The organism is Bacillus sp. TH19, assembly GCF_016651075.1.
In the GTDB taxonomy this organism is placed as follows: domain Bacteria; phylum Bacillota; class Bacilli; order Bacillales; family Bacillaceae_G; genus Bacillus_A; species Bacillus_A mycoides.
The window spans coordinates 1,217,650-1,244,458 of record NZ_JAEKEO010000010.1 but is presented as its reverse complement, the minus strand read 5'-3'; the positions used below and the strand labels follow the sequence as shown (position 1 = coordinate 1,244,458).

The window sequence follows — 26,809 nt, the reverse complement described above, 5'->3', positions numbered from 1 at the left end:
TATCTAGACATTTAAATCATTATTATCAAATCAACTTGTACATGTTTCCCTTTACCAGTCACACACATATCCTATTTTGACCAAGACTATATTGTAAATGAGGTGACAACATGCCCATTACGAATCGATTTTCTACCACCACTAACGGCGCACTCGCTATTACAGGAAACACACTAGGTTTAAGTAAAATTAGCAATCTAAACCGTGCTGGTACAATCGGTGCAATTGGTGCATTCGTAACTACGAATACCGCTTTACAAGTAACTACTTTTCCTGCAGGTACAACGTTAAACTATACACAAAATAGTTCTACCGCTATTTTGAATATCCCTGCTGGTAGTACTATTCTTTACGCAGAACTCGTTTGGGGCGGAAACTATTTATCTCGGGATCAAAACATTACGAGTGTATTAGGAAACCCCGTTTCTTTTACAACACCTGTGTCAACATACTCAATTACCCCCTCGGCTGTTACAGCTTCAAATCAAACATTTGTTTCTGGATCTGTCACATTTGGATTTTATACACGATCAGCGGATGTAACGTCGCTCGTTCAAGCTGCTGGATCTGGATCTTATACAACAGGTTCTGTTCCTGGACTTGTAGATCCTTTAGACGCTTCTAATGGAGCCATTAATTCTGCAGGATGGACGCTTATTGTCGCTTATCAAAACGGTTCCTTACCCGCAAGAAATTTAACAATTTACGTAGCTGGTAACCGTGTTTCTGTAGAAACCGGTAGTGCAGATGTATCTGTCTCAGGGTTTTTAACACCTGCCGGGGGACCTGTAAGCGGGAGATTATTTTTAAGTTCTACTGAAGGGGATGCTGATTTAACTGGGGATCAAGCTTTATTTGGACCAAATTTCAGTTCATTAAATGCATTATCTGGGCCAAATAATGCTGTTAATAATTTCTTCGGTTCTCAAATTAATAATGCTGCAGGGAACTTAGATACAACTGGTACATTTGGAACGCGAAACCAGAGTGCCTCTACAAGTACAAATATCTCCGCTGGAAGACAAGGATGGGACATTACTTCCATTGATATTTCTCCTTATTTAACAAACTCCCAAGTTTCCGCCGCAATCCGTTTAACTACTAACGGAGATGCATATATGTTAAATACAGTCGGTTTACAAATTAATATAAACTCACCTAATATACAAGCAACTAAAATCGTGAATAAAAGTGTCGCTACAACTGGAGATATTCTAACCTATACAGTTACTGTTCCTAACACCGGGCTTCTTCCTGCAAATAACGTTACTTTTACAGATGTTCTCCCTAACGGTACTTCCTTTATACCTGGAAGCGTAACGATAGATAACGTACCACAAACAAACGCAAATCCGGTCGCCGGTATATCTCTGGGGACAATTAATAATGGCTCTTCTCGTACAGTAGCTTTCCAAGCGACTGTCGTTTCTCTTCCAAGTCAAAATCCTATCTCTAACACTGCTAATATTACATTTCAATATACACCGATTGCCGGAGGAACGACTTTTAACGGTCTTGCAACAAGTAACTCTGCAGGAACACAAATTAACCTCGCAGATATTAATGGCACAAAATCAGTTAACAAACTTTTTACCGATATTAGTGAAACATTAACTTACAGTATTGCCTTAGCTAATATAGGAAATATCGCTGCAACGAACGTTATATATACGGATCCGATTCCTAGCGGGACTACTTTCATTCCAGGGAGTGTAACTGTTAACGGGGTTACTCAAGGGGTAGCAAATCCTGCTAATGGTATATCCATTGGATCTATTGCTGCAAATTCTACTACTACCATTTCATTTCAAGTATTCGTTCCTTCTATCCCCCAAACAAATCCAATATTAAATAGTGGTACAACAACATATCAATACATTCCTGTACCAAATCAGCCGGCAGTAAGTGGAACTGATACGACAAATATTGTCTCCACTCAAGTGAATAATGCAACTGTAACAATGACGAAATCAGTAGATAAAAACTATGCAGATATTGGCGATACCCTGACTTACACTGTTGCCTTTACAGGTACAGGTAATACGAATGCGAACAATGTTATTTTTACAGATGTCATTCCTACAGGAACAACTTTTGTCCTTAACAGTTTAACAATAGATGGCTCGACACAAGTTGGCGCTAATCCCGCTAATGGTGTGAACATAGGATCCATCCCAACTGGCACAACCAAAAGTGTTTCATTTCAAGTAGTAGTAAACACAATACCCGCGTCAAATGCCGTATCTAACGGATCAAGCGCTTCTTATCAGTACACCGTTAACCCTAGCCAATCACCCATTATGAAAAACATTTCTTCTAACGTCATTACTACTCAAATTAACAATGCGAATTTAACATTAACAAAGTCTACAAATAAACAATTTGCCACAATTGGCGAAACGATAAGTTATACAATCCTTATTACAAACAGTGGAAATACGGCCGCCAATAACGTTCAACTAACAGATCCACTTCCAAATGGAACGATATTAACATTAGGTTCTGTAACGCTCAACGGAGTTTTGCAAAATGTAGATTCTCTCGTTGCTTTACCTATCGGCACAATTCCTGGTGGATCTACTTTCACCTTATCCTTCCAAGTAACAGTCATTAACATTACTGCACAAAACCCTATCATTAATAACGCTTTCTCCTCTTATATTTACACTGTAAATCCAAGCCTGCCACCAACTTCAAAAACAGCAAATTCTAATTCTGTTACATCAACAATTAGACTAGCAAATCTTCATGCTAATAAATCTGTAAGTCAAACGTTTGCGGAAGTTGGAGATGTATTAACTTACACCTTTGCTCTTACAAACGATGGAAATGTTACAGCGAACAATGTATTACTATCCGATTCCATTGCGAATGGCACTTCCTTTGTGCCAAACAGTGTTATAGTTAACGGTGTTACTCAGCCGGGCGCAACACCAGCTAGCATCAATATTGGTAGCATCAATGCTAATACTACAATTACAGCTTCATTCCAAATATTAATAACTAGTATTCCAAATCCTAATCCTATTTTGAATAGCGCTTCCATCTCCTATAACTTTATCGTTGATCCAAACGCTTCTCCTGTAAGTACAAACACAACTACAAACACTACATTTATCCAAGTTAATGATGCAAATGTAATTTCGGCAAAATCAGTGGATCGAGAGTTCGCTACTGTTGGAGATATATTAACTTATACCGTTATTTTAACGAATGCAGGAAGCGTTTCTGCTGATAATCCTACTTTCATAGATATAAATCCAGATGGTACTACCTTTATTCCACATACTTTTCTTATTAATGGCGTTTTGCAAAACAATGCAGATCCAAATATCGGTGTCCTGTTACCTTCTATTCCTGCTAGCGGATTAATTACCGTTTCTTATCAAGTAACTGTCACTGCTTTACCAGCCCAAAATCCAACAACTAATTCATCGAGTACACAGTATAGTTTCGTTCTAAATCCAGGTGATCCACCAATTATAGAAACATCTTTAAGTAATACTGTAAGTACACAAATTAATTTAGCAAATGTAGTTATTGTCAAAGAGGTAGATTTAACTATTGCCGATGTCGGGCAACCAATCACATATACAATTTCCTTAGCTAACCTTGGCAATACTACAGCAAACAATGTTGTTGTTACCGATATCATCCCTCCCGGCACCACTATCGTACCAAATAGTATTTTTATAGGTGGCGCTTTACAGCTAGGTGCAGACCCAAGTACCGGCCTTCAAGTCGGCTCCATTCCTGCAGGTGGTTTTACAACGATTGTTTTTCAAATAAGTGCAAATGGGCTACCTTCACCAAATCCAATTCAAAATAGCGCTTCACTTCAATATAACTTTATCGCTGATCCAAATTTACCTGTTGTTGTGAAAAACGCTACTAGTAATATAGTAACTACACAAATTAATACTGCTAATATTGTTGCTACAAAACTAACGAGCACAAATTTCGCTGATGTTGGTGATGTCATATTATATGCGACTATTTTAACAAATAACGGGAATATCCCTGCTTCTAATGTAACGTTTACAGATATCATTCCAGCGGGTACCCTGTTCATTCCTAATACTGTAACGATTAACAATGTCCCTATAGCAAATGCAAATCCTGCTAACGGTATTTTTATCGGTACGATAGGAGCGAATTCATCACGAACCGTTGCATTCCAGGTTCTTGTACCAACTATCCCTGCTGTAAATCCGATTACAAATCAATCAGGCACAACATTCCAATATACGTACGATCCATCCAAGCCAGCTGTAATGCAGATGGTGGCTTCTAACACGGTACAGACAACTATTAATAACGCCTCAATTGCCGCTACAAAATCTGCAGATAAACAGTTTGCTAACGTAAATGATATTATTACGTACACGACTACTTTAACAAATAACGGGAATACACTTGCATCAAATATAGTATTTACAGATGCCATTCCAAGTGGGACTTCATTTATTCCAAATAGTGTAACAGTAAATGGTACTACACTCCCTAATATAAATCCAGCAAATGGCGTAGCAATTGATCCAATAAACCCCAATACAAATACAACAATCTCATTTCAAGTAATAGTAAATTCCATCCCTAGTCCAAATCCAATCCCGAACCAAAGTAATACAACGTACCAATATGTCGTAAATCCTAACTTACCTCCAGCATCCGCCAATGCGTTAAGTAACGTAATAACAACTCAAATTAATAACGCTACGATCGTCGCTACTAAATCAGTGAATACACCGACAGCTGCAATTGGAGATATCGTTACCTATACGATTGCAGTTACAAACACAGGTAATATCCCTGCTAGTGCAAATATTTTAACGGATGGGCTTGGCGCAGGAGCTTCATTTATCCAAAACTCCGTAACTATCAATAATGTTCCACAACCAGGATTAAATCCATCACTTGGTATTCACTTAGCAGATATTCCACCAGGTAATACTGTATTTATTGCTTTTCAAGCACAAATTTTAGCGATACCGCCTAGTGGCACATTAACAAATAATGCCCTTGTAAATTATGAATATACAGTGAACCCAAACCAATCACCTGCTGTTGGTAGTACAATTACAAACACAACGGTTACTCCAATTATTGATGCTACTCTATCTATAAATAAAACTGTCAATTCAACATTCGCTACTATTGGAGATACACTTACTTTCACTTCTACCATTACTAATTCCGGTAACACTACCGCAAACAATGTTATTTTTACAGATTTAATTCCAGATGGTACAACGTTTATTCCAAATAGTTTTACAGTAAATGGAACAACCATTCCTAATGCAAATCCGCAAAATGGTATCAATATCGGTAACATAAATTCAAATGCATCAGTTATACTCAGCTTTCAAGTAAACATTACAACGATTCCAAATCCTAATCCAATCCCTAATAAATCATCGCTTCAATATAGTTTTATTGTAGATATTAATGAACCACCTGTTTCACGAACAGTTAAATCCAATAAAACTTTTACACAAGTAAATACTGCTTCCGTTATCGCAACAAAAACTGCGAGCAGTGCATTTGCTGCTGTTGGCGATACAATTACGTATACAACTACTCTCACTAATAACGGAAATACAACTGCAAACACACCTGTTTTTATCGATATAGTACCACCTGAACTTTCATTCGTTCCTGATAGCGTACAAATTAATACCACCCACAACTCGGATTTAGGCCAGATAACGGGGTTCCTTTAGACCCAATTCCAGTTGGAGGAACGACAACCATCAGCTTCCAAGCTATTGTCGGTTCAATACCAGCTTCAAACCCTACGATGAACCAATCTAGTACAACATACTCTATCATTATTGACCCTACCGAGCCGCCTGTTACAGAAACGGCTACTAGTAATCCGGTCTTAGTTCAAATAAATGAAGCAATCATTCAAGCAACGAAAAGTGTGGATCGTATCTTTTCTGACGTAGCACCTGGAAATTCATTTTTAACGTATACTGTTTTATTAGAAAATATAGGGAACACGACTGCTACTAATATCATTTTTACAGATCCGATTCCAAATAATACAGTATTTATAGAAGATAGCGTTCGAGTAGGTGGGGTTTTATTACCTGGAGTAAATCCAGCGAATGGGATACCTATTGGAGATATTATTGCAGGAGATTTTATAAACGTCACCTTCCTCGTGCAAGTAGTTAGTATTCCAAATCCAATTTTCACAATTGGACCTGGTGGACCAAACTCACCGGTTGTAAATGATGCTTCTATTAATTATCAATTTATGACAGGACCTAATTTACCACTCGTTTCACGAAGTACAACATCCAATTCTGTTTCGACACAAATAAATTCCGGGGAAATTGTAGCGGTTAAATCCGCGGATAAAAATTTCGCAACGATCGGCGATACAATTTCTTATACAATTACATTAAATAACCCTGGAAATGTCACTTCACAAAATATAATTTTCACGGATATTTTGCCTGATGGAACGACATATATTTCTGGAACTCTTATAAATGATTCTGGTACGCAGCAAATAGGCAATCCAGCGAGTGGAATTCAGATTGGAAATATAAATCCCGGTAGCACGGCTACTATTACGATAAACGTACTTGTAACAAACATTCCAAGTATAAATCCAATCTCTAATTCTAGTTCTATACAATTTCAGCATATTGTTGATCCAAGTCAACCCGCTATAACACAAACCGTTTCATCTAATACCGTTACTACGACAATAAATAGTGCAATATTAACTACAACAAAAAGTGCTGATAAATCTATAGTGTCTGTTGGAGATACGATTACGTATACCACTACTATTACAAATACAGGGAATACAGCAGCAACGAATATAACATTCACAAGCGCTATTCCAGCTAGCACTACATTCATACCAAATTCAGTTACAGTAAATGGAGTTCAGCAACCTGGTGCGCAACCAGCACTTGGAGTAAATTTACCAAATATCGCACCCGGTGAAACTGTAACTGTTACTTTCCAAGTAAATGTTATTTCTATTCCCCCTTCAAGCTCGATTATGGATAATGACACAATTTTATATTCTTATACTGTTGATCCAAGCGGAGCTCCTATTACAACTTCTACTTCAACGAATATCGTTACAAATCCTGTACTAGATGCCATGATAACGATGGTAAAATCAGTCGATCAAACGCTTGTAACACTAGGTGATACCATTACCTATACGACCATTTTAAAGAATAGTGGTAATACAAATGCAACTAACATTACTTTCACTGACCTTATTCCAGATGGTACAACGTTTATTACTGATAGCATTACAATAGATGGCATCACACAAATTGGTCTTAATCCTAATACAGGTATAACGATTGGATCAATTGCTCCTAACAGCTCAATATCTATAGCATTTCAAGTTACCGCTACTTCCACCCCTGTTCAAAATCCCATTGCCAACTCCGCTACTGCTTCTTACACATTTATCGCTGATCCAAATGCACCAATTGTTTCAAGAAATGTTACTTCAAACACAACGTTTACTACAATTAATACAGCTACCATTCTTTCATCAAAGCAAGTTGATAAAGCATTTAGCCATATCGGAGACACACTCACTTATACTGTCACTTTAACAAACAATGGAAATTCCTCCGCACAAAATGTTATATTCACAGATACCGTGCCGAGCGGAACTACTTTTATTGCAAACACATTTTCTATCAATGGAATTCCTCAAAGTGGTGCGAATCCAACGAACGGTGTAAATATTGGGCCTATAACAGCTGGGTCTACAGTAAATGTTTCCTTCCGAGTAAACGTGACCTCATTACCAACTGAAAATCCAATTGTAAATGTCTCATCGACATCGTACCAATTAGTCTCACCGCCTGATGCAGAAACTTCAATTAGTAATCCTGTTTCAACACAAATTAGAGAAGCTATATTATCTATGACGAAAAATGAAAGTTTATCCTTTGCAGATGTCGGGCAAACTGCTTTTTACACTACTTCTATTACCAATGTAGGCAATACGGATGCAACTAATATTGTATTCACAGATGTATTACCAAGTGGACTCACATTTATTCCTAACACATTAACTGTCGATGGCATTTTACAACCTAATGCGGATCCAAATACAGGTGTATTACTTGCAGCACTTCCACCAAATGAAATATATAGTATCGTCTTTCAAGTTACAGTGAACAGCATTCCACCTATTAATCCAGCACCGAATACAGCATCAACGACATATGAGTTTACTGTTGATCCAGGTAATCCGCCGGTATCGAATACAGCTAGCTCCAACACTACACTTCTTCAAATAAACAACGCAAATATTATTAGTACAAAAACAGCAAATCTTACTTTTGCGGATGTTGGTAATACAATAACATTTACACTTAACCTTCCTAATACAGGGAATGTGGCTGCAACTGATGTAACTATTATCGATATTCTTGATAGCAATTTAAGTTTCATTCCAAACAGTTTCACAGTTAATGGGCAAACCATTCCAAACGCTGATTTGTCTACTGGTGTAAACATAGGTTCAATTAATGGGGGTAATACGGCAATCGTTACATTCCAAGCAACTGTTACTACACTTCCAACACTTAATCCAATTTCTAATTTTGCTTCTACCACATATCATTATGTCGTTGATCCTAGCCTGCCACCTATTACAACTTCCAATCAATCGAATACAACGACAACACAAATTAATAGCGCTATCCTTACTGCACAAAAAAATTCAAATGTGGAAACAGTAGATATTGGGCAAGATATCGTCTACTCCGTTACAATTACAAATAGCGGAAATGTTAGTGCAACGAATGTTATTTTTACCGACCTTATTCCAGCCGGAACTTCCTTTGAACCGAATAGTTTTACACTTAACGGAATTAGCATCCCAAATGCAAATATAATTACAGGTGTTCCAATTGGTGATATCGCGCCAAACCAATCTGTCAGCGTAGCATTTCATATTAATGCCAATGAAATTCCGCCTATAAATCCAATTTCCAACCAAGCTAGCGTTAGCTTCCAACATATCGTTAATCCAGCAAATCCTCCAGTTTCAAAAAATATTACTTCTAACAGCGTTACAACAAAAATTGAAAGTGCTATTTTAAACACTATTAAAATAGGAGATAAAGCTTTTGCAACTATCGGTGATACGATTACGTATACAACTACTATTACGAACACAGGAAATATTCCTGCTAACAACGTTATTTTTTCAGATCCTTTACCAACATGGACACAATTTGTTGCAGGATCAGTTGTTGTTGATGGCACTCCATTACCATCCGCTTCTATTATTAGCGGTGTTGGCATAAATACAATAACTCCAAATCAAATCGTAACAATCATATTCCAAGTTCAAATTGTAAGCAATCCAACAACGTTCACACCTGAACTCCAAAACTTAGGATTTGTTAACTTCCAATATAACGTAGGCAATTCATTACAAGCCCAGCCTGGCAATGTGGAAACGAACGTCTTCGTTACTTCTATTAATTCAGCAATACTTTCAGCTGTAAAAACTGCTAATACAGCCTTTGCAAATATCGGAGACACAATCACTTATACAGTTTTGATTCAAAACAGCGGCAATACAAACGCTACGAATTTAAATTTCTCAGATCTTATTCCAGCTGGAACGACCTTTGTTGAAAATAGTTTTTCTGTAAATGGAAGTATCATTCCAGGGGCAGATCCAAATAACGGGGTTAATATCGGAACCGTTAGTACGAACAGTTCCTTAACTGTTACTTTCCAAGTCATGGTTGCATCTACTCCACCTTCAAACCCAATTACAAACGTTGGATCTATTCAATTCACATTCATTGTTGACCCGGCAGCTCCTCCTGTTACAAGCACAATAAATTCTAATGGCGCTTCAACACAAATTAATAACGCTACCGTTACTACTGTTTTAGAAGCAAATCGATCAATCGTATCCATCGGAGATATAATTACGTATACAGCAACATTAACAAATACCGGAAACTTCCCTGCAAATTCTGTATTGCTCATAAACGGAGTTCCTGTAGGTGCAGTATTCGTTCCAAATAGCGTTACGTTAAATGGAATGTCACTTCCAAATGCAAGTCCAACTCTCGGTATTCCAGTTGGTATTATCGCACCAGGTGATTTTGCTACTATTACGTTCCAATTTCTTGCAAGTTCTATTCCACCGCAAGGGGCGATTATAAATCAAGCCATTACAAGTTACACGTATATTGTCGATCCAAGTCAACCTCCAGTTACAGCAACATCCTCATCTAATACGGTTAATACAGCTGTCGTTGATGCATCGTTATCCGTAATTAAAAATACAGATTCTCTCGTACAATCTACTAACGGTACAATCACTTACACAGTAGTCGTTCAAAATATCGGAAATACAACTGCAAATACAGTTAATTTAACAGATTTGGTCCCAGAAGGAACTACATTTATTCCTAATAGCGTGACCATTAATAGCGTTTCCGTTCCAGGTGCCGATCCAAACGTAGGGATACCATTAAACGCCATCGCGCCGTCAGAAATTGTCACCGTCACATTCCAAGTTATCGTTCAATCCATTCCAAGCGTGAATCCAATTTCTAATACAGCCCGTATTGACTATACTTTTATCGCCGATCCAACCTCTCCTATCATCTCTCGTACAATTACTTCTAATCCAGCATCCACACAAATTTCAGATGCGACTATCATTTCTTTAAAAGCAGTCAATGCACAACAAGCAACAACTAGCGATATTTTGACCTACACGATAACATTAGAAAATAACGGAAATATCTCAGCAACTAATCTCTCATTTTTAGATTCTACTCCAAATGGGACTACATTCGTAGAAAATAGTTTTACACTTAACGGAACAGCTATACCTGGTGCCAATCCAAACGTAGGTGTTACTTTGCCTAACCTTGCAGCAAACTCTACTCACCTTATTTCGTTTCAAATTCTTATTAATAATTCATTCTCGCAAGATTCTATTACAAATCAAGCCAATACAACATATACAATTCAACCAGATCCAAGCCAGCCGCCTATTACTGAAACATCTACAAGTAATATTGTCATTACAAATTTTGTGCAAGCACAATTGACAATTACAAAAACGTCCAATCCAATAACTGTAGATATTGGTGGAACTATACTTTATATTTCTGAAGTGAAAAATATCGGCAATGTTGACGCAATCAATATTATTTTTACAGATTCTATTCCAGCTGGGACTACATTCGTTCCCGATAGTGTCACAATTAACGGTGTCCTGCAGCCAGGTGCAAATCCAGAAAATGGAATACCAATTGGAACGATTCCAGCAAACAGTTCCAAAACAATACTATTTCAAGTGCAAACAAACAATCCACCTACTGAAACCGAAATTATAAATCAATCTTCAGCAACTTATCAATATGTAAGTATTCCTACAGCTCCACCGGTGAATCGCTCTGCAAATTCTAACATTGTTACAACATCACTTCAAAATGCAAATATTATTTCTGTTAAAAACGCGGATATAACTTTCGTATCAATTGGGCAAATTATTACCTATACAAATACACTACAAAATATAGGAACCGTTCCAGCTAACAATACTATGTTCATTGATAACATTCCAGAAGGTACGATATTCATTGAAGATAGCTTATCAATAAATAATGTGATTCAGCCTGGCGCGAATCCTGAAAACGGAGTGACTCTCGGCACGATACAACCAAATGAAACAGTCACTATTTCATTCCAAGTACAACTTACAAGTATACCTTCCGGCAATACGGTCATTAACATTTCAGACACTTCATATGAATACCAAATTGACCCTAGTTCTCCAATTATTCAGCGTAGATCGTTATCAAATGCAGTAAACACTGAAGTGCGGACGGCAAATGTTAGTGCAATTAAATCCGCTAATAGATCCATTACACGTATCGGCCAAATTATCACATATACAGTCGCAGTTACAAACGCTGGTACAGTAGCTATTACAAATGCACTACTTATTGACGCAATTGCAGCTGGAACCACATTCGTTCCAAATAGCATCCTTGTAGATGGCATAACACGACCTAACGAAAATCCAATTACTGGAATCACCCTTGGCATTATCCTTCCAAATAACACGATTCTCGTTACGTTCCAAGTAAATGTAGTCTCTATACCTTCACAAAATAATATTAATAATATCGCTGTCATTCACTATGAATATCAACCGGATCCAAGCTCACCACCAATTTCAGAAACGACCTCTTCCAATAGTACAAATATACAATTTATTGACACTATTCTTATCGCTACAAAATCCGCTAATAAAGTATTAGCTAATATTGATGAAATCATTGAATATACAGTATTAATCCAAAATAACGGATCCACTACAACTAACTCCATCTTTTTTACAGATACTATAGAAGATGGAACAGTATTTATTCCGGGAAGTGTAATAGTTAACAATACTGTACTTCCTGCAGCAGATCCGAATATCGGCTTTTCCATTGCTAATATCGCGTCAGGTCAATCGACAACAATAACATTCCAAGTTTCCGTTACGAATTTACCTGCTGTAAATCCAACACCTAATACTGCAAACATCGTCTACGACTTTATTTTCAATCCTGACTTTGCACCAATTCAAAAATCTACTACTTCCAATACTACTTTCGTTCAAATTAATGACGCTGATATCGTTTCACTGAAAACTGTTGATTTAACTTCTGTAACGATTGGTGACATTTTAACTTATACAACAACTTTAACGAATACAGGGAATACGGATGCTACTGCTGTTGTATTTACAGACAATATTCCTGATGGAACAACCTTTATAGACGGTAGTGTTTTAGTAAATAATATTCCTCAGCTTAACGCCAATCCAAGTGCCGGTATACTTGTAGGAACGATTGCTCCTGACATTTCTATTCCAGTCACATTTTCTGTTACCGTCGTAGCTCTTCCAGCTAGCGGCCATGTTCAAAATCAATCAACTTCTCGTTATACAATAAATGGGGAAGAACAAATATCGACTAGTAATATTACCTTCACTGAAGTTATTTCTGCTAATGTAATTGCTACAAAAACAACGCCTATCCAATATGCTGACCTACAAACTATTATCTCTTACACAATTTCCATCATAAATAATGGGAATATACAAGTGGAAAACATTATTGTTACAGATATCATTCCAGCAAATACGAGTTTTATAGAGAATAGTGTTATTGTGAATGGCAACGCTCGTCCAAATGACAATCCACTTAGCGGTATACCAATTGATAACATTCCGCCTAATACGACAGCAACTATTCTATTCCAAGTCCGGGTTACTTCCATTCCGCAAACAAATCCAATCTCTAACACGAGTACAATTGAATATGAATACACGGTACCAGATAGGCCACCTATTACCGAAACTATTATTTCATCAGCTGCCGTAACAGAAATTCATCACGCGAATTTAAATAGCAATAAAGCTGTTGACCTTGCATTTGCAACGGTCGGTGATACGTTAACGTATACGATTACACTAAATCAAACTGGTAATGTTTCAGCAGATGATGTAGTCATTCAAGATATTATTCCTCAAGGTACTACGTTTATAGAAAATAGTGTCATTGTAAACAGAGAAACTGTTCCGGGAGTTAATCCAGTAAGCGGCATACCAATTGGTACTATAATTGTAGGTGGAGATGCCATCGCTTCCTTCCAAGTAACTGTGACTTCTATTCCAACACCAAATGAACTCAGCAACAAAGCAATTACTACTTTTAACTATATAGTCAACCCAAATAACTTACCTGTTACAAATACGACTACAACAAATACTGTCACAACAACTGTCCAAAATGATAATGTCGTTGCCATAAAATCTGTTAATGCCACGAATGCATTACCTAGTCAAACTTTAACGTATACAATTACAATTACTAATAGCGGTAATGTAACGATTGAAGACCTTCTTGCCATAGATACCGTACCAGTAGATACAATTTTCATTACTGGCAGTGTTACGATTAACGGGATCAATCAGCCTAATGCGAATCCTGAAAATGGTATTCCATTAGGAAACCTTGCTCCTAATGAATCTGTTGTCATTACGTTCCAAGTAACAATATCTTCTTCGACTCTTCAAACTGCTATCAATAACGACGCTTCTGTTTCCTATACTGTTACCATTGATCCGAATGAACCACCTATTACAATTACAAAGCAAACAAATACCGTTACAACAACGATCGTTGATCCAATGGTGCGCATTGAGAAAAACGCTGACAAATCTTCTGTCGTTATAGGAGATATTATTACATTCACATTAGAGGTATTTAATCATTCCCCAATTCCTACAGTAAGTACTTCCGTTTTAGATATGATTCCAGCTGATACAACATTTATAGAAAACAGTGTAACAATTAACGGTACTCCGGTTCCAAATATTCGACCAGACACTGGTATTAACATTGGTTCCTTATCGGCAGATGGAGTAGCAACTATAACATTTAAAGTTCTCGTAACTTCTATCCCTTCAAACAGTACAATTATCAATTCCGCAACAGTTACAGCTGCTTTCCAATTGACACCACAGGATCCAATTATTATTTTCATCGTTAATTCGAACATTGTTCGCATACCAGTTCAATTTATAACTGCAACTGTGCTTAAAAACGCTTCCGTTAGCTCAGCTTATTTAAACCAATATTTTGATTATACGGTGCATATTACGAATACTTCCGAGATTTCACTTTCAAATATTTCATTACAAGACACCATTCCAGCAGGTTTACAATTTATGAACGGTACGGTCTTCATTAATGGGGAACGCTCTCCACTAGCGAATCCGAATATCGGTTTCCTAGTCGCTACTAATTTGGAACCGAACGAAACAATTATCGTGTTATTCACAGTACAAGTGATAAGTCCACCTATTAATAATGAATTTAAAAACACGGCAAACGTTTCTTTACAACTTCAAGTCTCTCCTACCGATCCACCAATCACAGTAACCATTACAAGTAACGAAAACATCGTCACCTTCATTCCAGAAAATCCAGATGAAACACTTCCAAATTTAAATTGTTTCTTTGACGGTGAACGTTTCATACGCGTTACTCCTCGAAATATACGAAATTACTTTTGGACTTGGATTTGGTGGCGTTAATCAAAAAAGAAAAAGCTTGTAGTTCGGATAATATCCAAACTACAAGCTTTTTTCATAAACAAAATTATCAATTGCTAGCAGCACTATATGCTACATGTCGTTTCTCAATCCGTTCTTCAATTTCTTTCATATTCTCTTTATTAGTTAGTAGGGATTGTTTATTTTCTATTAATAATTGTTTAAAGGATTTTCTCACTTTTTTTCGCATGTTTATTTTCCTCCTTGGGGGATGGTTTATATAAAAGATAACTTGAAACTTTAATCAATGAGAGGATTTACCCTCACTAATTATTAGCCTACATCAATCGGGCTTTTACAGGGAGTTACTCTTCCATCATCACTCTTTATTCAGCTATAATACTGAGATAGAAGTCCTATCTCCCGTTAATGCGGGATAAGGATTTATCTGTGTGTCCTTATAATAATTGATTGTTGTGAATTCCATTTGAACTTCATATGAAAATTCCGTTTATTTTCTGACAACTTTGTGAACAAAAAAAGAAAGGTTGATCAAAAATATATTTGATCAACCTTTCCATGCTCTTTAAAGCATATTAATTAATATTTCAGGTCTTCCCCAATTCATTTCGTTACAAACAAAGCGTAGTTTTTCTTCGTCCATTGTGTGTAACCCTTCTTCTAATAAGCATGAAATTGGAACTTCACAATGAATTTGCGCTAATTGTAAAGAGATATTTAAATTCTCTAAATCACTTTCAATTTTTGTGCGCTGCGCTTTCGTTAATGATGCTATATTTTCTAGCACTGCCGATACTGTCCCGTATTCTTGAATCAGCTTATACGCTGTTTTTTCACCAATACCTTTTACACCCGGATAATTATCACTTGTATCTCCCATGAAAGCTTTCGCATGAACAATTTGCCAAGGTTCTACACCTTTCTCTTCCATGATTTTTTCCGGTGTGTAATACTCGTAATTTCCAATTCCTTTACGAAGAAGCATAACTGTAACATTCGTATCAACAAGTTGAAGTAAATCTGTATCACCTGTCAAAATATAAACTTCCGCTTCATTGCAATATTGTTTTGCAAGCGTACCGATACAATCATCCGCTTCATAACCTTTCATACCGATTACAGGCATAGATAATTTCGCAGTCATTTCTTGCACTAAATCAAATTGCGGAATTAATTCTTCCGGCGGTGCTGCACGATTTGCTTTATAATTCGAGAAAGATTCCGTTCTAAATGTCGTACTTCCCATATCCCAGCACGTTACAATGTGCGTTGGTTCGATTGCTTGTGTTGCTGTTAATAAATGCTTCATATAACCATGAATCCCATTCGTCGGGGTACCATCTTGTCGTTTCATAAATTGTCCATATACACTTGTTGCGTAAAAAGCACGAAATAATAGTGCCATACCATCAACTAATAATACTTTTTTCATAATTCCTCTCCTACTAACAAAAATAATAACCTCACGTTATCACGTAAGGTTATATATAGATTACCATTCTACGTTTCTGTTCAACTTTGTCTATTATACATTGTTTTTGTATATTTAGCATCATTAACACATTAAGACATTCTACCGTAGCACGTATGAAGTATTCCTGAATACGTATTTTTACCTGTCGAAACAACTACAGCCTTTGCATTTCCGTCAACAATATACGTACCTTTGAAACATACATTTTCAAGTTCAAGTGGATTATAGTCTTTCATCCGTTTTAATGGAATAAATCGTTTACGTTCAAGATGATAGCAACTTTCAAATTTCTCAATACTAGCATCATTTCCTGTCAGCATAGATTCATTTACTAATAAATCATTTGCATAAATAATACGTACATCTGCTGGCACTGTATCGCCCTCTGAAAGAAAAATCATATCTCCAGGTACAAGCTCTTGTATTGGTAATTTCATCATTTTCAGTTCACAGTTTAGCCCTGTTACGCTACAGCCAGCTACTCTAGAAACATTAACTGTTTCACATTGTAATTCATCACCCATATTTTGTTTTGAAAGACCTGGGATCATTCCACTTAGCTTCATCATTACTTCCGCAATACGCGCTCTTTTTGAAGTTAATTCATTTCGGCCGTATACTTGAATACGCTTTTGTGCCTCTTTCATAGATAGTCCGTCTCTTGTTGTTTTAAAATACGCAAATACAGATTTTACATCTCTTGTTGCGATTTCAATTAATAAATCTTTATTTTTTTGAAGCATTGTTTGTTCTTTCATTGCTTTTTTACTTAATTTATACGAAGTGTTACCCACACTTTTATTTACATATAACATATTATCGTCTCCTCCTTTACAACATAGGAAGAAACGCTTTGTTTCTCAATTTATCCACTTTACCGTGAAAGTGTCTAGCGCTTAAATACTCGAATAAACGCTACATTATGATAAATATAGAGGGAGGAACAAGTCGTTTCCTGCCTACATCATATATTTTTGATTTGAAGTATATGGGTAACGGAACCGAGTCAGAATTTGACATGCTCCTCACCTCCTCTTTAATTTTTTAGTTATAATCTATACTATGAAATTACTCATAGCTTGCTAACAAAAAAGACCCTTACTCATAAGAGAGCAAAGGTCATTGCATACACAAATAAGCGATTCCTAATATAATACAATTAGAAATCTATGGACCTCTCCCTCGCCGAGTTTTAGCACTGTATAGCATAGGTTCATTACCAGCTACGTTAAGAAAAACCTTAATTCGATCATTCCTGTTGACCCATTGGCGTCTCTCGACATTTTTGGGCAGTAGCATTTCTCTATACAGGAGCCTCACCTAACAGAGACTTATTATAATTACATAGAAAATGTTACTCTTATTTAAAATAGATGTCAACACTTTGTATGGAAACTTTTCCTTATTACAATAACTATCTCGAGTTTAGTACACTAATACGCATCCTGCTCAGCGTTCGGCTACATAAATTAATTGAACACATATTGCAAAAAATTAGCAAATGAAAAATAAAACCCTTACGTTAAAATGTAAGGGTTTTAATACGTTACACAACCAGCAATTACAATTCCGATGGAAAGTGATAAAAACATAAGGAAAAGACCAACTGCTTGATTATCTTCTTCAAGACTTTTATTAATATTAAAACGTGGTGTAAGCCATTCCGCTAAATAAAAGACAATAATTTGAGCTAAAATCCCAACAGCTCCCCATGAAACCATATCAAGAATTGAAATAGAATTAGCAGCCGTTGAATATAAAACGATAGCAAGACCAAGTAGTCTTCCTCCAAGTACATAGCTTACCGCTTTATTCCCTTGAGCCATTAACTTAAATTCCTTAACTTTCGTTGTCACTTCCATAAGAAAAAGACCGATACACAAAAGTACAAGTGATACTGCTAAATATAGTAAAAAATTAATCATTTATTTTCCTCCTTCTTAATACCTACCGGTAAATAATACGATTCATTTCCCGTAATTTTTTCTCCGGCACGTATACCGATGCTGCTCGCTTTTCCAGCAATTAAAAAAGCCCCAAACACGTACGACAGCTTCTCAATACCTTTTTCAGTTTCCAAAAATACAACTGGAAGCTCTGTATATTTCTGAAATATAGGCAGTGACGATTTATACGTTTCATGTGCATTTCGAATCATAATATTTGTATCCTTATCACGAATCGTAATCGTGTCACCTTCCCTACCGAACGAAGGTTTTTGAACGAACGGACTTTTCCCAAAAAATAAATCTGGCTCTAAATATGTAGGAAGCATATATTCTTTAATCCACTTTTGTTCCTCACTTGTGTAAAAAGCACCTTCTTCTGCTAATCCCCAAATAAGACATTGAATTGATTTCGACTGAAGTAAAAAGGCTGACAAAGGATTTATAATAAAAAGCTTTCCTTCTTTTACAAGTTGCAAAAGTTCTACTCCCACCAAATCCCCCGTTTCGGGATCTTGATCTTCAATTAAGTCTTCAATTGGATATGTTTGGCGATACAAAACATCAATTGGTATACCATCTCTATCTACTAAAGCATCATCTGTAATTCTAAGTTCTGTCATTGGCATCACTTTATTTTCAACATGACATAGCCCACTCAAATACATAGTCGTATTCCAATCTTCTATATGTTCAGGATGAGCTGTGAAAACAACATTTGGATCTTCCATTCCTTTTGTAAACTCCATTACGGCTTTTGTAATACCAGAAGAAAGTAAGCGCTCTTGATTTGCATTTGGATCATCATAGTCAAGTTCTTCACAAACTTTTCCATTCATTTGAAAGCATTCCACAATAAAAGTTGGAGTATCACTATTAAACTCAAGCATTTTAATACGATTATCCTCTGTTAAAGCAAAATCAAATCGTGAAATAACAGATTCAGGATACATCCCTTTCAGTCTAATAAAAGGCAAGCTTGCAGTTGAAAAACCGAGTTCAAGAAGCTGTTCATTAGATAAATTCCGAAGAATTCTAGCAGTCTTAAAAAATATTTTTCCCATTCGTTCAGTTGCTACTTGTAATTGTTTCATCGTTTGCTCTGTTATCGGGAAAACATGAAACAAACTATACTCACATTCATATAAATCCGACCAGAAATGAGGATAATTCGAATAAAATTCTTTTCTTTTCTTTATGTATTGCGACATATTTTAACCTCCAAATCCACCTTTTGAACCGCTTCCAATTCCACCTTTAAATTCGGCCGAAGATTGATAAGTTTTAAACTCTGATGAATTTTTGAAGGTGGATTTATTTTGATAGTATGTACCACCATAAAAGTAATGTCCACGATAACCTGAACTACTATCATCACACTGCCAAACACCAAGCTCATCATCCCAATCCCAATCAGAACAACTATTATCATTCGGTTCGGGGGGAATATCTTGCGCGCAGCCAAATAAAGTGCCCGTCATTAAAGATGTTAGGACACCACCTACTAGCCATTTCGTTTTTGTCACCTTTGCACTCCCCTTTTTAAATTATATTTCTATTATATAAGATGTCATGATAAAGTAGAAGAAAAAGGAAGAAGAGGGATAAAATGCGATTGGAATATCGGCTCAATGATGAAACAAACGGGTATCCAGCTTTATGGAACTACGCAAATATTTCTAATTCTGAAATTGTCGCGCGCATGACTTGTGAATATTTTACAAAAGATGGAAATACATATATCGTTACTGCAACTTCAGTAGATCCAGACGGAACAGCAGTGTTATATATACAAAAAGAAGTTTTTTCTAACGACCCTTCAGATCCTACATACTCGCACATAGGTTTTGAAATTAGAGAACTAAAGGAAACCTGCTCAATTATGATAGAAAGTAAAGATATTTGGAATTACGAGGATATCTTACCCTCTCTCCATTCAGATATTATATATATTCAACGGGATGGAATACATTTGGAATTCACCCTCGATTCAAGAGAAATTGATGAAGACCGTAAGTGCTATATTTATTATGGGAACTTTACAGGTAAATCGAGATAACATGAGTATATTTATTCAACAAAAAAACCTTACGTATAAAACGTAAGGTTTTTTATATAGTCCCACATATGCCGTTATCTATAGATGTCCATAAACCTGCTCTCACAGGTGGATGTTCTCACAAATGTTTGTAACTTCCTTCTTAAAAAGATGGCCTGCTATCTACATTTAAATATTGAACTTCCGCATTATACTTATTGGTTTAAGACATACACAAGCTACGTACACCGTAGGAATTTTATATACTATTAGTTGAAATAAGACCCCCGCAAGTGCCGTCTCTCGTAAATGTCCAAAAACCCGCTACTCGCAGGTGGATGCCCTCACAGTTACCGTATATCTTCCTCCACAAGGAAGGCTTGATAATGGTCACTAAATATTGAGCTTCCGTAAAACTAACATCGGTTTTAGACATAAATAAGTTACGCACACCGCAGGATGTATTATTTACTTGTCGTTATATTATCACATTGTTTCCAATGTGTAAAATATAATTTTTTTGAAGCAATCTCTTGCTTGTGACCTTATTTTAATACAAATTATTTTTGCATGCAAGTGATTAATCTTCTTCTTTTGCAATTTGATTTTCTGGATAAGAAATCCAATCACTCCAGCTACCTGTATACAATTTAACATTTTGAAAACCAGCTAATTTTAATGCAACTATGTTCGGACACGCTGTAACACCAGAACCACAATATACGATTGTTTCCTTCTCTTTATCAAGATTTTGGAAACGCCCTTGCTGTTCCTCTTCGTTTTTAAAGTGTCCCGATTCTAAAATCCCATCTTTCCAAAAATAGTTTACTGCCGTCGGAATATGCCCTGCCTTCGAATCAACGAGCTCTTCCGCACCAGCATAACGTTTTGGTTCCCTAGAATCAATTAATGTCATATTTGCACCTGCACGAATTTTCCCTCTCACATCTTCCAACGTTACAAGCATATTTTCTTGTATTTCCGGTATAAAAGGTTTTCGTGCAATAACTGGGATATTCGGCGTTGTGTGTAATCCATTCTCTTTCCAAGCTGGAAATCCACCGTCTAATATATACACTTTCTCATGTCCTACATAGTTTAATAACCACCATAAACGAGAAGCCATTGCACCAGCTTGACTGTCATACGCAATCACTGTCGTATGTTCATCAATTCCGGCCTGTGAAAGCTTGTCTGCAAACTCCTCAATATTTGGCAACGGATGGCGGCCACCATGTTCTGCTACAGGACTTGATAAATCTAAATTTAAATCAAAATATAACGCATGAAGAATATGTTCTTCCTCATACTTTTCTCTACCCCAATTAGGATTCGCTAAATCAAAACGACAATCGATTATACGGACATTCTCATCTTCTATATGCTCACGTAACCATTCGACTGTAACTATCATCTTTAACGACCTTCTTTCTCTTGCAAACGACTTACATACTCCATAACCATTTCTTCTGTAACAAATTTACGCTGCAGTGTAACACCATTTTTTGCAAGATCATTAATTTGCTTTGTTACAACATTAATGATATCAACCGAAAATTCTTTCCCCTTTGACGCAAGAGATACGGCTGCTTCAATAGCTGCTTCACGCTGCGCATCTAATTGTAAACATGCTTTTACACTTTCATTTTGTTTACGAGAATGTGCTGTAATTGCTTTATGTACTTCCATCTTCTCTTCCCCCTAAATAAGTTATACGTTCTTATTCAATTCCATTGCAAGCCGAATCATATCGCGACATACAATCCCATTTTCAATAATCTCTTCTTCATAATGCTTTGAAAAGTAATCAAAATCAATAGAAAAAATACGAAATCCACATTTTTGATATAAAGCAAGTTGTGAAACACTAGAATTGCCTGTACCAACTTCAAGTTTTGACATACCATATCCTTTAGCAGTTTCTACAGCATGACTTAATAGCTGCTTTCCAATCCCTTTTCCTTGCAAATGCTCTACAACCGCAATATTCATAATTTCCATTGTCCTTGGTCTTGTTTCCAAAAGCACATATACACCGATGATTCTTTCTTCTTGTTTAGCTATATACGTAAACCCTCTCTGTACATATGCATCAATTTGGCTTTCACTTGGATCAGCAAGAAGTAATAAAGATTTCGGTATAGCTTCTTTCGAAATACGCTCTATGACAACAGACATAAAAATTCCCCCTCCTCTATTGTTCTAAACCCCCCTTGTCTACCATAGATAATAGAAAGGAGGGATTCACCATGGACAACAATGAGAAAAAATGCAACGTCATCTCTATTGATGGAAAGAAAAAGAAGAGCGACACATATTCCTATCCAAAATTAGTAGTAGAAAACAAAACGTATGAGTTTTCTTCATTCGTCTTATGCGGTGAAACACCAGACGGCAGACGCTTAGTTCTTACCCATATGATTTCTACTGATGAGTTTGCAGGGTTTGTAAAATCTTTAGATACTGTACTACAAAAGAAAATTGAACGAATCTTTTTTTCATAACAGCTATTTAATATAAATTTCTTTTTCAATTTCTACTAACTGCTTTTGTAGCTCTTCTTTACTTTGTTCGTATAGTGATACATCAATTGTTTCAGCTAAAGCGAATAATATACTTTCATAATAATTCTCAACATCTTGCTGCATCACTTTTTGGAATAGGTTCCATTTTGCATCCCACTCTTGTTTATAATGATGAACGAATAAATCTTCTTCCTCAACTACATAGTTTGATACGAAAGGTTCTAACACTCCTTTAGCGTCTTCTTGCATAAAAGCTTTATCATTTTTTTCAAAAAAGCTTTTCTCATTTTTAAAATGTGCTAGTGCCTTTTTAAAATCTTTTATTTCTATTGAAGGAAACGGCTCTTTATGTGTAATAATTTTATATTCATAATCCACTGTTCCACCCATAGAAATCGATTCATTTTCCACTTTGCAATTCACAACAATTTCATCCTTTGCACGCTTCATCGCTTCATCTATCCATTTTTCAAGACGTAATGATGTCGCACGCATTTCTTGTAATAAATCATGTTGAATAAATGAAACTAATTCCATTACACATTGCTGTAACTGCATTTTCACATTCCCATCTGTTCGTAACGACGCCGGATTAATAAATTCAGTAAACACATCGTTATAGCGTAAAAATAGACGTTGGTGTACATAATAAAGCAATTCTTTCACTTCATTTTGCATTGCTTGCTCTTCAGCAAGTACACTATATGATGAAATAATATGAAGTAGCTGATTACGCTCTGCTTCATATTTTTTTGTTTGCTTCTCTTTCTCATCATTTCCCTGCTTTGCGCCATTTATCATATTTACAAGAAGCTGATTCGCTCCTTGCAATGCACCATATAAAGCATGCACAGATACAAGCATTAAATCCCTCATCATAAAGGACGTAAATGATTCTTCAAACTTAGTAATCCCGGAGTTTTGTAAAATACCATACTTTTCTTTATCAATACTTTTCCCTTGCTTTTCTTCAAGCGCACATAAACTTGAAATTGCAAATAAACGTGGATTTCTAATACCGTATTGCAGGAGCTGATCCGCAATATAACCTTTTACCATTTCAAGTTCTTCTTCAGATTGTGCTAAATCGGCAGCATTTATTAAGAAGAACATTTTATCAAGTGCAAATGTATCCTTTACACGACCAAGCTGAATTAAAAATTCACGATCCGCACGAGAGAAAACATGATTATAGTATGTTACGAATAAAATAGCATCTGCGTTTTTAATATACTGGAATGCAACATCCGTATGGCGCGCGTTAATAGAATCCGCCCCTGGTGTATCTACAAGAGCTACTCCTTGCCTTGTTAAAGCACAATCATAATAAAGCTCCATATACTCAACAAAGCATGATTTTTCTTCATTAGCTACATAATCAGAGAACTCCTCTAATGTAACTTGTAATTGTTCCCCTAAATGATTAGCAACTGCCTCATATCCTTTTTGTACCGCTCGCAAAAAGCTAAATGTTGTTTTTTGCTTCCCGCTTGGTGAAGGGTATTTCATAATTTGATCAATTTTCGTTAACGCTTCTTCCAATGTAGCAATTTCATAGTGAAACATTTTATAAACAGCTTTCATATCTTCTAACAGCGCTTGCTCTGACTTAAACTGGACAATTACCGTTCCATGTGGTTTATCTTCTGTAACTGGCAAAATTTGATTTATTGTTGCTGTCGTTGGGTTTGGCGATACAGGAAGTACCTTTTCACCGAGCAATGCGTTAGCAAATGATGATTTCCCAGCACTAAAAGCTCCAAATAACGCTACTGTAAATTGCTTCGTTTCTACACGCTGTCTTTTTCCAACTACTTCTTGCTGTAGATGTTTCAGTGTAGGCAATGGATCTAATATCGTTTCAGCTTTCTTCACTTTTTCTAATATACGCTGAATATTTAAAGCTTTCGTTCCTTTAATCTCTTCTTCACTAGCCGCTACGTTATCATTTACAATTTCTTGCTCTTGTAGTGTAAACTTCTCACTAACAACTTGTTTTTTACTTTGTAATATTTCGTCTATTTGCAATCCATTTGGTATAGAAACATTTTCATTCCAAATATCTCCTAAATAGCTCTCATATTCCTCATACATCTTAATGTATTGTAATTTTGTTTCTTTTGCTGTTTGTAACATCGTGTATTTTTCAATTTCTTCTTCAATACGAGCAATCTCTATCTTCACTTTCTTCTGCAATATACCCGTACTTTTTCCAAAGATTTGCTGAGATTTCATAAAGTATCTTTTCTTTAACTCATTTGCAACGTCAGCAGTATAAAGAAGTAAGTAATCACCGGTAAATCCAGCCCCCTGTTTAATTGTTTCAGCCAACACTTCCGGTCCGAAAGCAATTTCTAACGCATATATGTCTTTCCCTATTTCCTCTGTAAATAACCCGTCTTCTTTTAAGAAGGCTACAATAAATTCTTTCACATGAAAATCAAGTTGCGTTTCAACAGTCTTTTGAAGAGCAGAATAAAAAGCATCTACACGTCTCTGTTTTTCTTGCTCCGTCTTTCCTTTCGCAAATAACAAACCAACTTTAAACTTCGTTAATTTCGTTTCTAAATATTTATTTGCCAATTCTCTCATTTCAAATGGCATTAAATACGCGTTATCTAATATGGCTTGTAAACCTTTTATAAATTCATTTCTCACATCAGATTCTTTACTAGCCACCCGATTTTTATTTTCAGTTAACTCTTCCTTTTTTTCAACTATCTCTGAAAGTGACAGTGGTGATGTTAATTCTTCTTCATATTTCATGAGATGTTTTTCATTTTCAGAAAGAATAAACGAACAATGTTCTTGTAGTAAATATTCTGTTTCTCGCTCCATTCCCTTTCTTACATACTGCTCTTTTTCTTTCATGATAGAAAAGATTAATGCTTCTAAACTTTGAATTTCATTGTATGGATGATTCATCATTCGCAATGATGTATAGAAAATACCATCTACTTCAATATCCCAGTTAGAAAAAGACTGTTTTACACTATCTCTATACTCTTCAAACGATAACTCATTTGCTTTATGTTTATCTATTTGGTTTACAACGAGATAAACCGTTTTATTACGTTGTTTCAATTCTTTAACAAACTGTAAGTTAACCTCTGATTGGACATGGTTATAATCCATCATATAGAAAATAACATCTGCTAGATGCAGTGTTGATTCCGTCGCTAATTGGTGGGCATCATCCGTAGAATCAATTCCGGGCGTATCAACTAACATAACCCCATCAGGAATTGGCGCATCATTTCGATAAATATGAACACCAATTACTTCATCACCGTCTTTACATATTTGTTTTAATTCTTCTGCTGAATATGCGCCGTCATATTCATACTGTTCTCCAGACTTAATCGTTACAACAACACGATCAGATCCTCTTTCAATTTTAACAACGTTAGCACTCGTTGGAATCGGACTTGTCGGTAATAATTGCGCTTTATATAGGTGATTCATCATTGTCGATTTCCCAGCAGAAAAATGACCACAAAAAGCTAGCATAAGCTGCTCTTGTTTATATTTTTGAATCACTTCAAACAACTTCAAACTATTCTCTACATCGCCGTTTTTTTGCCACTCTTCATAAAAACAAACAAGTTTTTTCATACCGTTTGTCTGTACTATGTTTGTCATCCCCTTGTTCCCCTTTATCCAAGATGTATATACTTTATCCCGCTATTTGTGGGCAGTAAAAAC

The 26,809-nt window shown here is 36.1% G+C and carries 12 protein-coding genes, 2 other RNA genes, 1 pseudogene and 1 riboswitch; of the genes and pseudogenes, 3 read left to right on the top strand and 12 right to left on the bottom strand.

Translation table 11 applies throughout. The annotated features are described in order from the left end of the window. The first annotated feature begins 110 nt into the window (after positions 1-110). Positions 111-15,142, top strand: a pseudogene (locus JFU54_RS24105) (DUF7507 domain-containing protein). Between the two features lie 67 nt (positions 15,143-15,209). Here JFU54_RS24105 and JFU54_RS24100 read toward each other — a convergent pair. The 6 genes from JFU54_RS24100 to JFU54_RS24075 form a co-directional block, all read right to left on the bottom strand. Beyond that, positions 15,210-15,350: an FbpB family small basic protein gene (locus tag JFU54_RS24100; protein WP_001228051.1), complete on the bottom strand. Its 141-nt coding sequence runs from the start codon at positions 15,348-15,350 to the stop codon at positions 15,210-15,212. 336 nt (positions 15,351-15,686) lie between these two features. Beyond that, positions 15,687-16,553, bottom strand: coding sequence for a 5'-3' exonuclease (locus tag JFU54_RS24095; RefSeq protein WP_002135339.1), 867 nt, complete (start codon positions 16,551-16,553; stop codon positions 15,687-15,689). A 131-nt stretch (positions 16,554-16,684) separates the two neighbouring features. After that, the gene (locus JFU54_RS24090; RefSeq protein WP_201066621.1) at positions 16,685-17,410 is read right to left on the bottom strand and encodes a P-type ATPase actuator domain-containing protein; all 726 of its coding nucleotides are present in this window, start codon (positions 17,408-17,410) and stop codon (positions 16,685-16,687) included. Positions 17,411-17,764: 354 nt separating this feature from the next. Then, positions 17,765-17,930: riboswitch (M-box (ykoK) riboswitch) on the bottom strand. A 203-nt stretch (positions 17,931-18,133) separates the two neighbouring features. Then, entirely contained in the window at positions 18,134-18,520 is a 387-nt protein-coding gene (locus JFU54_RS24085) for a DUF350 domain-containing protein (protein ID WP_002086561.1), read from the bottom strand. Then, positions 18,517-19,752, bottom strand: a complete 1,236-nt coding sequence (locus JFU54_RS24080) for a glutathionylspermidine synthase family protein (RefSeq protein ID WP_088039075.1) — start codon at positions 19,750-19,752, stop codon at positions 18,517-18,519. Before JFU54_RS24080 ends, JFU54_RS24085 begins: the two co-directional genes overlap by 4 nt. 3 nt (positions 19,753-19,755) lie before the next feature. Then, positions 19,756-20,067, bottom strand: coding sequence for a hypothetical protein (locus JFU54_RS24075; RefSeq protein WP_002126505.1), 312 nt, complete (start codon positions 20,065-20,067; stop codon positions 19,756-19,758). An 83-nt stretch (positions 20,068-20,150) separates the two neighbouring features. On the opposite strand from JFU54_RS24075, the gene JFU54_RS24070 reads away from it, so the two are divergent. Further along, complete coding sequence (locus JFU54_RS24070) at positions 20,151-20,600, top strand: hypothetical protein (protein ID WP_088030904.1); 450 nt, start codon at positions 20,151-20,153, stop codon at positions 20,598-20,600. Between the two features lie 55 nt (positions 20,601-20,655). Here JFU54_RS24070 and ssrS (JFU54_RS24065) read toward each other — a convergent pair. The 5 genes from ssrS (JFU54_RS24065) to JFU54_RS24045 all read right to left on the bottom strand — a co-directional run bounded on the left by ssrS (JFU54_RS24065) (position 20,656) and on the right by JFU54_RS24045 (position 22,757). Next, positions 20,656-20,839, bottom strand: a non-coding RNA gene (ssrS, locus tag JFU54_RS24065) — 6S RNA. A gap of 21 nt (positions 20,840-20,860) precedes the next feature. Then, positions 20,861-21,043: non-coding RNA, 6S RNA (gene ssrS / locus JFU54_RS24060), on the bottom strand. Between the two features lie 116 nt (positions 21,044-21,159). Beyond that, complete coding sequence (locus JFU54_RS24055; protein ID WP_201066619.1) at positions 21,160-21,993, bottom strand: sulfurtransferase; 834 nt, start codon at positions 21,991-21,993, stop codon at positions 21,160-21,162. Between the two features lie 2 nt (positions 21,994-21,995). Further along, positions 21,996-22,268 (bottom strand): YpbS family protein, encoded by a 273-nt coding sequence (locus JFU54_RS24050; RefSeq protein ID WP_000451806.1) that lies wholly within the window; start codon positions 22,266-22,268, stop codon positions 21,996-21,998. Between the two features lie 21 nt (positions 22,269-22,289). Further along, entirely contained in the window at positions 22,290-22,757 is a 468-nt protein-coding gene (locus tag JFU54_RS24045; protein ID WP_002086567.1) for a GNAT family N-acetyltransferase, read from the bottom strand. 71 nt (positions 22,758-22,828) lie between these two features. On the opposite strand from JFU54_RS24045, the gene JFU54_RS24040 reads away from it, so the two are divergent. Next, on the top strand, positions 22,829-23,083 hold the full coding sequence (locus tag JFU54_RS24040; RefSeq protein WP_000369740.1) for a DUF3931 domain-containing protein: 255 nt from the start codon (positions 22,829-22,831) through the stop codon (positions 23,081-23,083). Positions 23,084-23,086: 3 nt separating this feature from the next. Here JFU54_RS24040 and JFU54_RS24035 read toward each other — a convergent pair whose 3' ends face one another. Beyond that, the gene (locus JFU54_RS24035) at positions 23,087-26,746 is read right to left on the bottom strand and encodes a dynamin family protein (protein ID WP_201066617.1); all 3,660 of its coding nucleotides are present in this window, start codon (positions 26,744-26,746) and stop codon (positions 23,087-23,089) included. Positions 26,747-26,809 lie beyond the last annotated feature (63 nt).